11 protein-coding genes are annotated in these 15,732 nt (G+C 43.1%); 3 read left to right on the plus strand and 8 right to left on the minus strand.

The window, feature by feature from the left end; translation table 11 throughout:
• Positions 1-36: 36 nt before the first annotated feature.
• Together F1E73_RS05845 and F1E73_RS05850 are read right to left on the minus strand one after the other, a co-directional pair.
• Positions 37-1,293 carry an aspartate kinase gene (locus tag F1E73_RS05845; RefSeq protein ID WP_086477728.1) on the minus strand — a complete coding sequence of 419 codons (1,257 nt, stop codon included), beginning with the start codon at positions 1,291-1,293 and terminating at the stop codon, positions 37-39.
• Positions 1,290-1,769: a GNAT family N-acetyltransferase gene (locus F1E73_RS05850; RefSeq protein ID WP_150451382.1), complete on the minus strand. Its 480-nt coding sequence runs from the start codon at positions 1,767-1,769 to the stop codon at positions 1,290-1,292. The genes F1E73_RS05845 and F1E73_RS05850 overlap by 4 nt, the downstream gene beginning before the upstream one ends.
• 111 nt (positions 1,770-1,880) lie before the next feature.
• Between F1E73_RS05850 and fbp the strand changes: the two genes are divergently transcribed.
• Positions 1,881-2,885, plus strand: a complete 1,005-nt coding sequence (gene fbp / locus F1E73_RS05855; RefSeq protein ID WP_150451383.1) for a class 1 fructose-bisphosphatase — start codon at positions 1,881-1,883, stop codon at positions 2,883-2,885.
• Positions 2,886-2,931: 46 nt separating this feature from the next.
• Here fbp and F1E73_RS05860 read toward each other — a convergent pair whose 3' ends face one another.
• Positions 2,932-3,354 carry a tellurite resistance TerB family protein gene (locus tag F1E73_RS05860; protein ID WP_086477725.1) on the minus strand — a complete coding sequence of 141 codons (423 nt, stop codon included), beginning with the start codon at positions 3,352-3,354 and terminating at the stop codon, positions 2,932-2,934.
• Between the two features lie 317 nt (positions 3,355-3,671).
• Between F1E73_RS05860 and F1E73_RS05865 the strand changes: the two genes are divergently transcribed.
• Positions 3,672-5,714, plus strand: coding sequence for a response regulator (locus tag F1E73_RS05865; protein WP_150451384.1), 2,043 nt, complete (start codon positions 3,672-3,674; stop codon positions 5,712-5,714).
• 280 nt (positions 5,715-5,994) lie between these two features.
• Here F1E73_RS05865 and F1E73_RS05870 read toward each other — a convergent pair whose 3' ends face one another.
• From F1E73_RS05870 to F1E73_RS05890, 5 genes are all read right to left on the minus strand, one after another.
• Positions 5,995-7,173, minus strand: a complete 1,179-nt coding sequence (locus F1E73_RS05870; RefSeq protein WP_150451385.1) for an acyl-CoA dehydrogenase family protein — start codon at positions 7,171-7,173, stop codon at positions 5,995-5,997.
• A 70-nt stretch (positions 7,174-7,243) separates the two neighbouring features.
• On the minus strand, positions 7,244-7,957 hold the full coding sequence (locus F1E73_RS05875; RefSeq protein WP_086477722.1) for a tRNA1(Val) (adenine(37)-N6)-methyltransferase: 714 nt from the start codon (positions 7,955-7,957) through the stop codon (positions 7,244-7,246).
• Between the two features lie 71 nt (positions 7,958-8,028).
• Positions 8,029-9,453, minus strand: a complete 1,425-nt coding sequence (locus F1E73_RS05880; RefSeq protein ID WP_086477721.1) for a sulfatase family protein — start codon at positions 9,451-9,453, stop codon at positions 8,029-8,031.
• A gap of 202 nt (positions 9,454-9,655) precedes the next feature.
• Positions 9,656-10,183: a ribosome maturation factor RimM gene (gene rimM, locus F1E73_RS05885; RefSeq protein WP_150451386.1), complete on the minus strand. Its 528-nt coding sequence runs from the start codon at positions 10,181-10,183 to the stop codon at positions 9,656-9,658.
• A gap of 13 nt (positions 10,184-10,196) precedes the next feature.
• On the minus strand, positions 10,197-10,724 hold the full coding sequence (locus F1E73_RS05890) for a 30S ribosomal protein S16 (RefSeq protein WP_150451387.1): 528 nt from the start codon (positions 10,722-10,724) through the stop codon (positions 10,197-10,199).
• 489 nt (positions 10,725-11,213) lie between these two features.
• Here F1E73_RS05890 and dnaE point away from each other — a divergent pair, with 489 nt between their 5' ends.
• On the plus strand, positions 11,214-15,599 hold the full coding sequence (gene dnaE, locus F1E73_RS05895; protein ID WP_150451388.1) for a DNA polymerase III subunit alpha: 4,386 nt from the start codon (positions 11,214-11,216) through the stop codon (positions 15,597-15,599).
• The last annotated feature ends 133 nt before the right edge of the window (positions 15,600-15,732 follow it).

Consider the following 15,732-nt stretch of genomic DNA (forward strand, 5'->3'; position numbering starts at 1 on the left):
GTCCGCCCTTTAAATAACAGGAAGGTCCATATCTTGCTAATTTTGTTTAACTACCAACTGCAAGGTTTCTCTACCTCGCTGCTCTAATAGTACTTCCCTTCCGTTCTGTAGCGAGTCTACGGCTTCTTTATTGAAATGCCTAATGGTATAAAGTGATACTCCTTCGTGGCAGGTTACCTTGAAGCGTCCCTTTAAATGGCTCAATAAACTTTCCAGTTTGCCAAACTTGTTATCTACACAGACGGAGAAGCTAATGGCAGAGCTCTGTATAAGGTCTACCTTCATCTGATGATCGTGCAGCATTTTAAACAATTCGCTAATGCTGTCTTCTACGATAAAGGAGAAATCCAAGGACGACAATTTCATTAATACCTGGTCCTTCTTTAGGATAAAACAAGGTACTTTTGGTTCTATTCCTACGCCCTTTCCAACGGTAGTCCCTTTGTCTAACGGGTTGATAAAGGATTTTACGTGAAGCGGTATCTCCTTTCTCTGTAAGGGTTGTAGGGTTTTTGGGTGAATTACCGAAGCTCCATAAAAGGCTAGTTCTATCGCTTCGCGGTAAGAAATGCTGTTGAGTAGTTCGGCATTTTCAAAATACCTGGGATCTGCATTGAGCACCCCAGGGACATCTTTCCAGATGGTTACTTCATTGGCATTGAGGCAGTAGGCTAGGATGGCGGCCGTATAATCCGAGCCCTCCCTTCCTAAGGTAGTGGTGAAATTATTCTCGTCACTACCTAAAAATCCTTGGGTAATATTCAGTTTACGCTTATCTACCAATTTCGTCACATTTTCCTGCGTCTGCTCCCAGTCTATTTGCGCATCTCTATAGTCGTCGTTGGTCTTAATAAGGTTCCTTACATCTAACCAAGTATTGGTGATTCCTATCTCATTAAAGTAGGCGCTTAGGATGGTAGAGGACAGCAATTCGCCATAACCCACCACTTGATCATAGACAAAGCTGTGTTTTGGGGATTTGTTCCATGCTAAAAATCCTTGTACCTCGTCAAAAAGTGTTTTCACACTCCCGTATACGGGATGCTGGTCATTGGGAAATAGGTCTTTAAGGATAGAGGTGTGGTAATTATAGACCTCCTGGATACTAGACTGTATAGCCGCCTTATCCTTAAAATAAGCATTTACGATTACCTCCATGGCATTGGTGGTTTTGCCCATGGCCGATACCACTACCAATGTATTTTCGTGTCCAACCTGTTGTAAAACATTAACAACGTTCCTTACTCCTGCTGCATCTTTTACCGATGCTCCCCCAAACTTAAAAACCCTCATATCCTTTCTAAAAATGTTTCAATTCCTTTTTCGTCCAAATGCACCACATTCCAATCGCGTTTCACTTGGGCACCTTTACTTTCATACAGCGCTATGGCATTTTCGTTCCAATCCAATACCTCCCAATTAATACGTTTAACGCCCAATTTCTTGCCGTGCTCCACTACCTTGGTCAGTAAGGCGGTTCCTAAACCACTGCCTCTCATCTTTTCCGTCACTATCAGATCTTCCAAATGAATGATGGGGCCTTTCCATGTAGAATACCGCTTAAATAATAGCGCCATACCTACAATATCCCCTTCAGATTCGGCCACGTAACAATGAAATAGCTTTTCTGAGCCAAATCCATCGCGCTTAAGGTCTTCTACGGTAACCTCTACGGCATCCTCCTCCTTCTCAAATACCGCCAATTCCTTGATCAGCTGATGTACCTGGGCCATATCATCGGCCTGTGCGTCACGAATACTATACTTCATAATTGTTACAAATAAAACACAAAGTTATAAAAATTAAAAAACAATAATTCACGAAAACGTTGTAGTTTCACAAATTAACCGATATTTGTGCTTAAATAAACAACACAAACCATGGTTCAGAAAAACACCACGCTTGGAGAGTTCATCATTGAAAACCAGTCTTCTTTTCCCTACTCTTCGGGAGAGCTGTCCAAATTGATAAATGCCCTAAGACTAGCTGCAAAAGTAGTAAACCACGAGGTAAATAAAGCCGGTTTAATAGATATAATCGGGAATGTAGGGGATACTAATATTCAGGGGGAGGAACAGCAAAAGCTAGATGTTCTGGCTAATGATAAATTCATTCAGACCCTTACGAATAGGGAGATAGTATGTGGAATCGCTTCCGAGGAGGAGGATAGTTTTATCTGTATCAACAGCAACGATAATAAAAATCAAAACAAATATATTGTGCTTATCGATCCCTTGGATGGTTCTTCCAATATTGATGTTAATGTGTCCGTGGGGACCATCTTTTCTATCTATAGGCGTATTACCCCTTTGGGTACCCCGGTTACCTTGGAAGACTTCTTACAGCCTGGTAGAAATCAGATTGCTGCGGGTTATATTGTTTACGGAACTTCTACCATGTTAGTCTATACTACTGGGGACGGGGTAAATGGATTTACCCTAAATCCGGCTTTGGGGACTTTTTACCTTTCGCACCCCAAAATGGAATTTCCGGAGACAGGAAGGATATATTCTATAAATGAGGGCAATTATGTGCATTTTCCACAAGGTGTGAAGGATTATATTAAATACTGCCAAAAGGAAGAGGGGGATAGGCCCTACACTTCCCGATATATCGGATCCTTGGTTTCCGATTTTCACAGGAATATGATTAAGGGAGGGATCTACATCTATCCCAAAAGCAGTGTTGCGGCAGAGGGGAAGCTGCGACTGTTGTACGAATGTAACCCCATGGCATTTCTTGCTGAACAGGCCAAGGGAAAAGCCAGTGATGGCTATAGGGCTATTATGGATATAAAACCCACCGAATTACATCAACGCGTGCCCTTCTTTTGTGGCAGTCGGAAAATGGTAGAGAAAGCAGAGGAATTTATGCAGCAGGCATAAAAAAAGGAGCCCTGGGGCTCCTTTTTTTTAATTCCTTGTGCTTGTTCTAATGCTTTAAGAGGTAGATATAGTCCTCCAGACTTATCTTTCCGCTAAAAATATCAATGGATTTTTGTATAATAATTTCGGCAGCTTCAGATTTATAACCCAGGCCTATCGCATATTTGGTGATTAAATTGCGTTCTTCCTCCTCTATAACATGGTCTGCAAAAATAATTCTAAAAAGATCGAAAAGTCTTTCCAAGCGTTCTTCTGCACTTGTAGGAGGATTAATGGGATATTTGTTTTCGGCCTTCATAACCTCCTTGTATTCCTCCTCGGTAATATCCAATTTTTGGGCAAAACGGTCTAGTAATTGTTTTTCCTCCTCATTAACTTCTCCGTCAACAGCAGCCAAGGTCGCAATAGCCGCAAAATGGGCTAAATTTCTTCTGTGGGCACCACTACTGTAAAGATCTACGAAAGACATATTGTATATAAAATTTATGGTTTTTAACAAAGATATGTGTTTTCAAAAAAGTTTATCCACAAACCCGAGAATTATTTTAGTGGATATTAAGAATTAGACCAGCATCCAAATAGGTGGTTTGTGTAAGTTTTCCCGGACTAATCCTCTAAAACCGCGGTTAATAAAATGGCGTGTTTTTCCTTTATTAAACTGGGCCTACAATCAATCCAAGGGAAATTTTCTTATTGACGATAAGGAACATTTCTTGGATCAGTAGTATCTTTGTGCCTGTATTATTGCATTTTAGCGATAACATTGTGTCGACCCCAAATAAAAATATGACCATTAGATTCACTTCAAAGCCATTACTCTTACCTACCATTGTTTTTCTGGGGCTGCTTACTGTGGTTATCCTGTTGTGGAATAGTTCCTTGGATGGGCATAAGGAATTATTGCAGCATAGGGTAGACACCAATGGATATTTTAGATTTAAGGAGTTCCTGTCTTCTTGTGAAGATGACATCGCGGCCTTAGAAAACTTAAAGGAGCGCATTGAGATGACCAATGGAGGGTACTTCGACTATTGGGAGGAGGATGCGGCCCTTATCTTAGCACAAAACCCCTCCTTTAAGTTTGTGCAATGGATTGATAGCACCATGATCATAAGAAAAATTACCCCGCTAGCGGGCAACGAGGCGGCTATCGGTTTGGATATTTCAAGGCATCCTAGAAAAGACGGGTGGTCTCGCCACGTAAAAGATTCCTCTACCAATATCACCTCCTGGATTCCCTTGACCCAAGGGGGAAGAGTCTTTTTGGTGGATGTACCCGTATTCTTCAATGGCGCTTTTCAGGGAACCATCACCGCTGGTATGGATTTTACCGTTCCATTTAATCAGCTTACTACGGGAATGAACGATTTTTCCATCGTAATGAAAGACGATGAGGGGACCGAATTCTACCGTTATAACAACCCAAATCCGGAATATTTTGAGGACGAGCTGGTATATGAGAAGTCGTACTTAGTAGACGAACTAGACGGACAGCATTGGACCTTTTCCTTGATGCCAAGCGATATCAATATACTTCAGGCGCAAAGAAGAGAAGCCTATAGCGATTTAATATTTGGGATATTACTGTCCGTGCTTACTAGTTCCATGATCTATTTCTACCTGGTTTCCCGTAGGGAGAATGGTAGGTTTAGGGAATTAAATGCAAAGCTCAATGATCTAAACGCAACTATTAGGAAAGAACAATTGAAGGCCGAAAAGGCTTCCAAAGCTAAAACGGAGTTCGTTTCCAATATGAGCCACGAAATACGTACGCCATTGAATGCCATTTTAGGCTTTATTGAAATCCTTAAAGCATCCGAATTGGACAAGTCGTCCTTGGAATGTGTTTCGCTAATGGATATATCGTCCAATAAATTATTGATGCTGGTGAACAACATCTTGGAAATTGATAAAATAGAATCGGGGAAGATAGAATTTAACAAGGAAGAGTTCTCTCCCTCCGCAGAATTGCGGAGTATTCTAAGTATCTATAGGCCCAGTATGGAGGTAAAGGGATTACAGGTGCTGCTAAATGTGCGCTCTCAAGACAACTGCAAGGTAATTGGGGATATGGGGAAGTATGGGCAAATACTCACCAACCTATTAAGGAATGCGTTAAAGTTTACCGAAGCAGGAAGCATAGAGGTGTCCTATTCGGAAAAGGTGGTAGCCCGTAAATTGCAAGTTAGGATCAGTATTAAGGATACGGGTATTGGGATTCCTAAAGAGAAATTGAAAACCATTTTTGATCGCTTTATACAGGTAGACTCCGGAATTTCCAAAAAGCACGAGGGGAGTGGGCTGGGCTTGTATATCACCTATATCTTAATAGAGCTTTTGGAAGGACATATTGAGGTGGACAGTGTTGAAAATGAAGGGACGGAATTTATTTTGAAATTTAATTTTCCGCTTTCCGAAGTGACTCAAATACGTGCGGAACGCTCCCCAGAATCTATAGATTTAAGTGGTTTTAAGATCTTGATCGTAGATGATAATAAGATCAATATGATGGTGTTGAAAAAAACCATGGATAATTTTGGGGTTCACTCTAGCTGTGTTTCCAATGGAAAGGAGGCGGTGAAGGCAGTGGTAAATGGGGAGTACGATCTAGTTTTTATGGATGTCCATATGCCCGAAATGGACGGTTTTGAGGCTACTAAGGAAATAAGAAAGACCAACAAGGATATTGTAATTATTGGCTTCTCTGCCGATGTAACCAAGGAAACCATACAAGGGGCCAAGGATGTTGGAATGAACGATTATTTTACCAAACCCATGTCTTTTGATAAACTAAAGCAGAACCTGGCCAATTACCTCATTAAAGTTTAGCGCACTTTTCTACTACCCCTGACGTTCCCCTGCCGTATACGGTATTTTCTAAGTTCTCAGATGTTCTACGGCTTAGGAGCTTGCTTTATTTGGTTCTTTTGTTTGGAACTCCCAAGAGTACCCATTGAAGCCCAATACTAGCTATGGCTCCAAGAATTAGTGCCGTCTTCCGGTATCAAATAATACATGAAAGACGGCAACTATGGCTATTAGAATGAATTTAAAACCTACAAAGAGATCATTAATTCTTCAATGTTTTTAATCTAGGAATGTATAAGGCCTATTTAAATGCTGGCATCCCGGTTATATCTGCTCCCGTAATCAGTAGGTGAATGTCATGTGTGCCCTCATAGGTAATTACACTCTCCAAATTCATCATATGGCGCATAATGCTGTATTCTCCCGTAATCCCCATTCCGCCTAGTACTTGTCTGGCTTCGCGGGCTATGGTAAGTGCCATGTCTACATTATTTCGTTTGGCCATTGAAATTTGGGCGGTGGTTGCCTTTCCCTCATTTTTCAACTGCCCCAACCTAAATGCTAATAATTGGGCCTTGGTGATTTCGGTAATCATTTCGGCCAATTTTTTCTGTTGTAATTGGGTGGCCCCTATGGGTTTTCCAAATTGGATGCGCTCCTTGGAATAACGCAAGGCGGTATCGTAACAATCCATTGCAGCACCAATGGCTCCCCAAGCAATTCCGTAACGTGCAGAATCTAGGCAACCCAAGGGGGCGCCAAGTCCATTTTTCTTTGGTAGGAGGTTCTCCTTGGGGACTTTTACATTGTCAAAGATGAGTTCCCCAGTTGCCGAGGCACGTAAAGACCACTTATTGTGGGTTTCAGGAGTGGTAAAGCCTTCCATGCCTCGCTCTACGATGAGACCATGGATTCTGCCTTCTTCATTTTTTGCCCATACAATGGCGATATCCGCGAAAGGAGAGTTAGATATCCAGAGTTTGGCACCGTTTAAAAGGTAATGGTCTCCCATGTCCTTAAACTTGGTTTCCATACCACTGGGATTGGAACCGTGGTTGGGTTCGGTTAGTCCAAAACAGCCCATTAATTCCCCGCTTGCTAATTTTGGGAGGTATTTTTTTCGTTGTTCCTCAGATCCATAAGCGAAAATTGGATACATTACCAGTGAAGATTGTACGGAGGCAGTAGAGCGTACCCCGCTGTCTCCACGTTCAATTTCTTGCATAATTAATCCGTAACTTATTTGATCTAGTCCCGCGCCACCATATTCCTCTGGAATGTAAGGGCCAAAAGCGCCAATTTCTGCCAGTCCACCAAGTATCTGCTTGGGGAATTCTGCCTTTTGGGCATACTCCTCTATAATAGGGGAGATATCGCGTTTTACCCATGCCCTTGCGGCATCACGAACCAAAATATGTTCTTCGGACAAAAGATCGTCCATTTGGTAGTAATCGGGGGATTCAAATAAATCTGGTCGCATATCAAAAGTTTAAATCAAACATAAGGAAATAATCACTCTGGTAAAAATATAACAATAATGCATTTAACAGTTACATTTTAAGGTAAAAGTCTTGGGTCAATGCAATATAATCTTCCGTATAACAATGTCGTTCCTTCTCAATAATGAGCTCCTTCCTACTTATTTTGTTTTTTTGAAATTGCATTTCCAAAAGGCTGCGTTTCACCTGTGCTGCTGGGGTACCGCGTACATGGGTGATTTTGCTTGGGAATAGGTGGAATTTCTCGGCTATAGCTAAAAGTTCTTGTTCTTCTTTATGGGGGATGATGGTAGAAAATCGGCCTGTTTCAGATAGTAGTTTAGATACGCCCTCCATTAGTTCGGAAATAGGAAGTGAGACGCTCTGCCGTGCCATGTCCCTAGACTGGTTGCCACTGGAAACCGTTTCGGAATAGAAGGGTGGGTTAGAAACAATTAGCTCGTATTGGTCGTCTATCTCATTGGCAAACTCATCTAGGCCTGCGTGGTAACAGAATAAACGATCTCCCCAAGAGGATGCTTCAAAATTCTCCACGCATTGTTCGTAGGCCGCTTCATCAATTTCTAGGGCATCAATTATCTCGGCATCGCTTCTCTGCGCCAGCATAAGGGCTATAATCCCTGTTCCGGCTCCTATGTCTAGAATGGAGGAGGGGTAGTTGTCTACGGAGGTCCAAGCGCCCAAGAGTACGCCATCCGTGCCAATTTTCATCGCGCAGCGATCTTGTTTTATTTCAAATTGTTTAAATACAAAAGGTTTGCTCATGTGGAGGTAGCTTTTTCGCTAGTAGTGTTTTTCTATAAGTCAAATATATATGAATTTGCTTTAGGTTGCTTTCAATTATTGAGCCTCCCTACTTCTCTATTTTCCGAGCCCTCCAAGTCTAGTAGTGAATCGCCTAGTTTTTGTCGCATATCATTGGCTAGTAATCTAATTTTTTTCACCACTTCTGGGTGGTCTGCAGTTACATTCTTGGTCTCAGCCTTGTCTGCTACCACATCGTAAAGGGCAATGTCTTCCAAGGCAACCATTTTGTATTCTCCTGGGAGTCCATCTGCTCCAGGTACTTGCCCATCCATAGTTCTGTAGGTGTGTGGAAAATACATTTTCCACTTACCATAGCGTACTCCATGAAGCTCGTTTACTCGATAGTAAAAGAAGTAAGCTTCCTGGGGACTCTCCGTGCTATCCCCTGTAAGTACAGGCCAAATGCTTTTTCCGTCAATGGGTAGTTCTGGCAATGGGGCGCCAGTAATTTCAGCAATGGTGGGTAAAATATCAATGGCCATTACCGGGATATCTATAGTTCTGCCGGGGGATAATTTTTCCGGATATTTTATTATAAAAGGTTCGCGCTGGCCACCTTCCCAAGCAGTTCCCTTGCCCTGGCTAAAGGGCAGTGCGCTTCCTGCGTGATTTCCGTATGCTAACCAGGGTCCATTGTCCGAAGTGAAAATGACTACCGTGTTTTCTTCTAGGCCATTTCTTTTTAAGGACTTGATAATCTCTCCCACAGACCAATCGATCTCCATAATGACATCTCCATAGAGTCCGCCTTCAGATTTCCCCTTAAACTTATCCGATACAAATAGAGGAACGTGGGGCTGCGGATGTGCTACGTATAAGAAAAAGGGTTTGTCCTTGTTTTTCTCGATAAAAGCGACGCTTCTCTCCGTTATTTGGGTGGTGAGATCCGATTGGTCTGTTAGGGTGTCCAGTATTTTTTCATTCTCGTAAAGGGGTAGCGGGCCAAAATTAAAAACGGGGCCCTGTTGGGGGTGTTGGGGCCACATATCATTGGAATAGGGAATGCCAAAATAATCATCAAAGCCGTGATTATTGGGCATAAATTTCTGATGGTCACCTAAATGCCATTTGCCATAGATGGCGGTGCTGTAACCTATGGATTTCAACATCTTGGCGATGGTGGTTTCCTTGGTGTTCAATCCTGTTTTGGCATTGGGCATATAGGCGTTGTGGATGCCAACCCGGTTAGGATAGCAGCCGGTGAGTATTCCGGCCCTGGAGGCCGAGCAAACGGCCTGTGCTGCATAAAAGCTGCTTAGCTTAACTCCGTCCTTTGCCATCTGGTCCAAGTGAGGAGTTTTTATATCGGGGGATCCAAAGGTTCCCACATCTTGATACCCCTGGTCATCCGTGAAAATTAATATTACGTTGGGCGGATTGGTTTTAGTTTCCTTTTTATCCCCGCAGGACAGTAATAGAAAAAATAGCGGAATTAAAATTAGGGTTCGGGACATAGGGTTGGTTTTTAATGATGGGTTATTTGGTTTGGTGCTAGGCTAAAATACGGAATTGCCATTAAATGGGACATCAAGGGGTGGGGTGAGAATGTGAGGTGGCTAATAGGCAGGCGAGTGAGGTCCCAGTCGCAATTAGCTATAGGCTATGGATAGGTGTTGGGGAAAATACCGGCTATTAAACTGCTACTAATAAAATTTACTAGGAAAGATAAAGGTCTACAAGACCTTCTGGGGTATCCACAAATATGGTTTTCTCATCGCGATTTACTTGAACGATAATCTCATCGCGGACGGGGATAAGTAATTGTTTTTCCCCTTTTTTTACCTCAAATAGTGCTTGGGGGGTACTATCATTTACACTTTCTATGATTCCAATATTGCCGTGGACTTTGTCTTCCATGGCAAACCCGATTACTTCGTGATAATAGAATTTATTCCCTTTTAGTTTGGGAAGGAAGGATAGCGGTAAGTAAATTTCGGAGCCCATTACCTTATCGGCATCCGATTCATCGGCCACTTCTTCAAATCTTACGCGGAGCAAGCTAGATCGGTGGAGTCTGCTTTTTTCAACAAAAAAAGGAACCAGATTGTTTCCAAGAGAAACAAATACTGATTCCAATTCTTCGTATAATTCGGGTTCGTCGGTATCCAATTTAATGAGTACCTCTCCCTTGTAGCTATATTTAGAAACGATTTTTCCGAGGTAAAAACACTCTTCCTTTGTCATCGCTTCTAGATAACTATTCCTTTTCTGTAGTTGCTTCTGCAGTATCCTCAGCTGCTGCCTCTTCGCTAGCTTCTTCTTCAGCAGGAGCTTCAGCTGCTGCTAATTCAGCTGCTCTCTTCTCGTTAATTTCTTTTTCGGCAGCAAGGGCTTTTTCCTTAGCTTCTGCTTCGGCCTTAGCCAAATCTTCTACCTTAGAGCCTACTTTTTTCCCTTTTTCTTCTACCCAAGCGTTGAATTTTTCTTCAGCTTGCTCTTCAGTTAAAGCACCTTTACGTACTCCACCTGCTAAATGATGCTTTAGAAGTGCTCCCTTGTAGGATAGGATTCTTTTGGCTGTATCTGAAGGCTGAGCCCCGTTGTGAAGCCATTTTACCGCCCCGTCTACATCTAAATCGATGGTTGCAGGATTGGTGTTTGGGTTGTAGGTTCCCAATTTCTCCAAGTATTTACCGTCTCTTTTAGCGCGAGAATCCGCAGCTACGATCCAATAAAATGGAGCTCCTTTTTTTCCGTGTCTTTGTAATCTAATTCTAACTGGCATATCACATTAATTTGTAGGGTGCCCGACCCCTGATTATTAATTCTTTTTTCGCTTGGTTCTTCCAAAGCGGGTGCAAATATAATATTTCTATTTGATGTTGCAATGTATTTTTTCATTAAACTACTGCTTAATAGGGCTGCAAAGACTTTTAATGCTGTTTAGATGCTGAATTTTGCTTTATTTCCCCATTTTTAAGGGCAAAACGAGGGAGGATAACAGCTCTCCTTTTTGCACGTGTAGACATCTCCGAATAATTCGGTTTTTATTGCGCATGGGATTTGCTTAATTTTACCCGCTGTTTTTTTAGGATATACGCTAAAGGTCTAGGATATTGCCCAGCGGGGCGTATCCAAAGGAGGAATTGCCAAGGAGGACCTTCCTATGCAGTAGCACAGAGCTGGTAGCATACAAGGAATTTCTTTCAGAAGATTGGACGATGATCCTTTAGTATTAACTTTAAACAATAAACCTTAAATCTCACTGTAACCTATGTACCTAATTTTTGATACCGAGACCACAGGATTACCCAAGCGTTGGAATGCGCCGCATACAGACGTGGATAACTGGCCGAGATGTATCCAGATAGCCTGGCAGTTGCACGATGAAATGGGGAGGCTTGTGGAAAGTCAGGATTTTTTGGTGCAGCCAGACGGATTTAATATTCCCTATGACGCAGAGCAGATTCATGGGATTTCTACCGAATTGGCCCAGGAGCAAGGGGTGCCCATACACGAGGTCTTAGAAAAGTTTAATATCGCCCTGGGGAAGGCCAAGTTTGTGGTAGGACAAAATGTGGGGTTCGACCTAAATATTATGGGGGCCGAGTTCCACCGATACGAAGTGGAAAATAGCTTGCAAGAGCTGCCAGTGCTTGATACTTGTACCGAACATACCGCCCAGTTATGTCAGATTCCTGGAGGAAGGGGAGGGCGCTTTAAGTTGCCTACGCTTACCGAACTTCATGAATACCTATTTGGAGAACCCTTTGCTGAGGCCCACAACGCTACCGCCGATGTGGAAGCTACTACCCGTTGTTTTCTAGAGCTGGTAAGGCGTAAGGAATACACCACGGAGCAATTGGATGTGGGGCCAGATTACTTTAAGAATTTCTCGGAAGCCAATCCGCAGGAGATCCAACTGATAGGTTTAAAGCATATCAACCTTAAAAAAGCTTCCAAGAAAATTGCCGATAAACTATGGGCAAAGGATACTGAGGTTGTTTCAAAGGAGGAAATTCAGGAGAATTTAAAGGCGCTAGAAGAGGCACAATTTGTACATCTCCACAACCACTCTCAGTTCTCCGTATTACAGTCTACCATGTCCGTTGCAGAGTTGGTGCAAAAAGCGGCCCAGGAAAAGATGCCTGCCGTAGCGCTTACCGATCATGGAAACATGATGGGGGCTTTCCATTTTGTGAGTGCGGTAAACTCCCACAATGCCAAAGTAAAGGCTAAGAATGCCGAAGCGGTGGAGAATGGAGAGGAACCTACCGAGCAGGAGATCAAGGCAATTTTGGGTTGCGAATTCAATGTCTGTGAGGACCATACCAATAAAAGTGTGAAGGACAACGGGTATCAGATCGTTATTTTGGCCAAAAATAAAAGAGGATACCACAATATGGCCAAAATGTCGTCTATCGCCTATACAGACGGATTTTATTATGTGCCTAGAATAGATCGTAAGATCATAGAGCAATACAAGGAAGACTTGATTGTCCTTACGGGGAACCTTTATGGGGAAGTACCCGGGAAAATATTGAACGTTGGGGAGAATCAGGCGGAAGAAGCCCTGCTGTGGTGGAAAGAACAGTTTGGCGATGACCTATATATCGAAATCATGCGCCATGGGCAGGAAGACGAAGACCGGGTAAACCAGGTGTTAATAGCCTTTGCCAAAAAGCATCAGGTGAAATTGGTGGCGACCAATAATACCTACTATGGATCTAAAGAAGATGCAGATGCCCATGATGTGCTTTTGTGTGTAAAGGACGGAGAAAAACAGGCCACCCCTATCGGGCGGGGACGTGGTTATAGATTTGGGCTCCCCAACCAAGAATACTATTTTAAGTCGGCAGACCAGATGAAGGAGGCTTTCAAAGACCTGCCAGACTCTATCATCAATATCCAAGAGGTAGTGGATAAGGTGGAGCCTTTTGAGCTTGCACGCGACGTACTACTGCCTAAGTTCGATATTCCAGAGGAATTTAAGGTGGCCCAAGATGAAGAGGATGGTGGTAAAAGAGGGGAGAACGCCTACTTAAGGCATATTACCTATGAGGGCGCCAAGGTGCGCTATGGGGAAATTACCGATGAGATTAGGGAGCGACTGGATTTTGAGCTCTCCATTATTGAGAACTCGGGGTATCCAGGGTACTTTCTCATTGTGGAAGACTTTATTCGGGAGGCTAGGAAAATGGATGTTTCCGTAGGGCCCGGAAGGGGTTCTGCAGCGGGTTCGGTTGTAGCCTATTGTCTTACTATTACCAATATAGACCCGCTAAAATACGACCTGCTTTTTGAGCGGTTCTTGAATCCAGACAGGGTGTCCATGCCCGATATCGATATCGATTTTGATGACGAGGGAAGGGGACGTGTAATGGATTATGTGATTAAAAAATATGGTGCCAACCAGGTAGCGCAGATTATTACCTACGGTACCATGGCAGCAAAATCTTCTATACGGGATACGGCAAGGGTATTAGACCTGCCGTTGGGAGATGCCGATAGGATTTCCAAGTTGATTCCCAATATGTCCAAATTGAGTAAGATATTTGGGGTTAGTGAGGCCGATTTAAAAAAGAAGTTCCGGTCCGAAGACCTGGAAAAAATCAATGAGCTGCTCAATATTTCAGAAGGGGAAGACCTGGAAGGGCAGACCGTAAAAATGGCGAGGATATTAGAGGGGTCCGTGAGAAATACCGGAATCCATGCTTGTGGGGTAATCATTACCCCTAGCGATATCACCAACTTTGTTCCCGTGGCAACGGCAAAGGATTCGGACCTATATGTTACGCAGTTCGATAACTCGGTGGTTGAGAATGCCGGACTCCTGAAGATGGATTTCTTGGGATTAAAAACCTTGACCCTGATTAAGGATACGGTGAAAATTGTAAAGGCCAAACACGGGATAGATTTGGTGCCAGACGATTTTCCTTTGGACGACCAGAAGACCTATGAGCTGTTCCAGAGGGGGGAGACCGTAGGGGTATTCCAGTACGAATCGCCAGGGATGCAGAAACACATGAAGGACCTAAAGCCTACGGTGTTTGATGACCTTATTGCTATGAACGCCCTTTACAGACCAGGGCCAATGGAATACATTCCTAGCTTTATTGCCCGTAAGCATGGGGATGAGGAGATTTCCTATGACCTGCCCGATATGGAGGAATACCTACAGGAGACCTATGGTATTACCGTGTATCAGGAGCAGGTGATGTTGCTGTCCCAGAAATTGGCGGGCTTTTCTAAGGGTGATGCCGACGTTTTGAGGAAAGCTATGGGGAAAAAGATCTTTGCCCTCCTAGAAAAATTAAAGCCTCAGTTTCTGGATGGGGGTGAGGAAAGAGGTCACCCTAGGGAGGTGCTCGAAAAAATTTGGAAAGACTGGGAGGCCTTTGCTTCCTATGCCTTTAACAAGAGTCACTCTACCTGCTATGCCTATATCGCCTATCAGACCGCTTATTTAAAAGCGCATTATCCGGCAGAATATATGGCGGCGGTGCTTTCCAATAACATGAACGATATTAAGCAGGTTACCTTCTTTATGGAGGAGTGTAAGCGTATGGGATTAGAAGTACTAGGACCAGACGTTAATGAATCGTTCTATAAGTTTGCCGTAAACGCCGAAGGGGCAGTTCGTTTTGGAATGGGGGCCATTAAAGGGGTGGGCCGCGGTGCAGTAGAAACTATAGTGGAACATAGAAGGAAAGATGGACCTTATAAGTCTGTTTTTGATCTGGCAAAACGTATCGATCTACGGGCAGCCAATAAAAGAGCTTTTGAAAACCTAGCCCTGGCCGGAGGGTTCGATTCGTTTGGGGATACCCATAGGGCGCAATATTTCCATGACGAAGGGGACGGAATTACCTTTTTGGAGAAGGTGATCCGCTATGGGAACAAATTTCAAGAGAACGAAAACTCGGCCCAAGTAAGTTTATTTGGGGATGCCAGTGAGGTGCAGATCCCAGAACCGGTTGTGCCACCTTGTGAAGAATGGGGCACCATGGAGAAACTCCGAAGGGAAAAAGAAGTGGTCGGAATATATATATCTGGGCATCCTTTGGATGATTTTGCAGTAGAAATCAAGGCTTTTACCAATGCCAATATCACCGCAGTAGCCAATATGGCCGATCATGTAAACAAAGAGCTAACCTTTGCAGGGGTAATCTCCGATGTGCAGCATAGGGTTTCCAAAAATGGAAAGGGATGGGCCACTTTTATTGTAGAGGATTATGCCGATTCATTGGAATTTAGAATTTTTGGGGAAGAGTATTTGAAGTATAGGCATTTCCTAATGATCAACTCCTTTGCCTATTTTAAAGTGTTTATCAGGGAAGGATGGGTTAACCGAGATACTGGTAAGAAAGGAGATCCTAGGATGCAGTATAATATGATTATGATGTTGCAGGATGTAATGGAGACATTTGCCAGAAAACTGACCATAAGAATAGATGTAGATCAACTCAAGGAAGATAATATACGTGACTTAAAGGATACGCTGGATGCTCATATGGGTAACCATCCGCTGCACTTTGTGGTATATGAAATGAAAGAAAAGATAAGGGTAGATATGACCAGTAGAAAGCAGAAGATTAATATTTCAACGGAGCTGCTTACGCAATTAAGGGAAAAAGATGTAAATTACAAATTGAATTAATTCGCAAGATTTGCAAGCGCTTGGTTGGCAGTAGGCTGGTTGCAATATAGGAATAGGATTTGTTGATATCAGCATAACCAAAACCAATAAAGAGTATGTAAGGAAAAGGCAAAATAATTGTCTAAGTTTGTAT

Origin of the sequence: Arenibacter lacus (genome assembly GCF_008711145.1) — a bacterium.
Lineage (GTDB): Bacteria > Bacteroidota > Bacteroidia > Flavobacteriales > Flavobacteriaceae > Arenibacter > Arenibacter amylolyticus.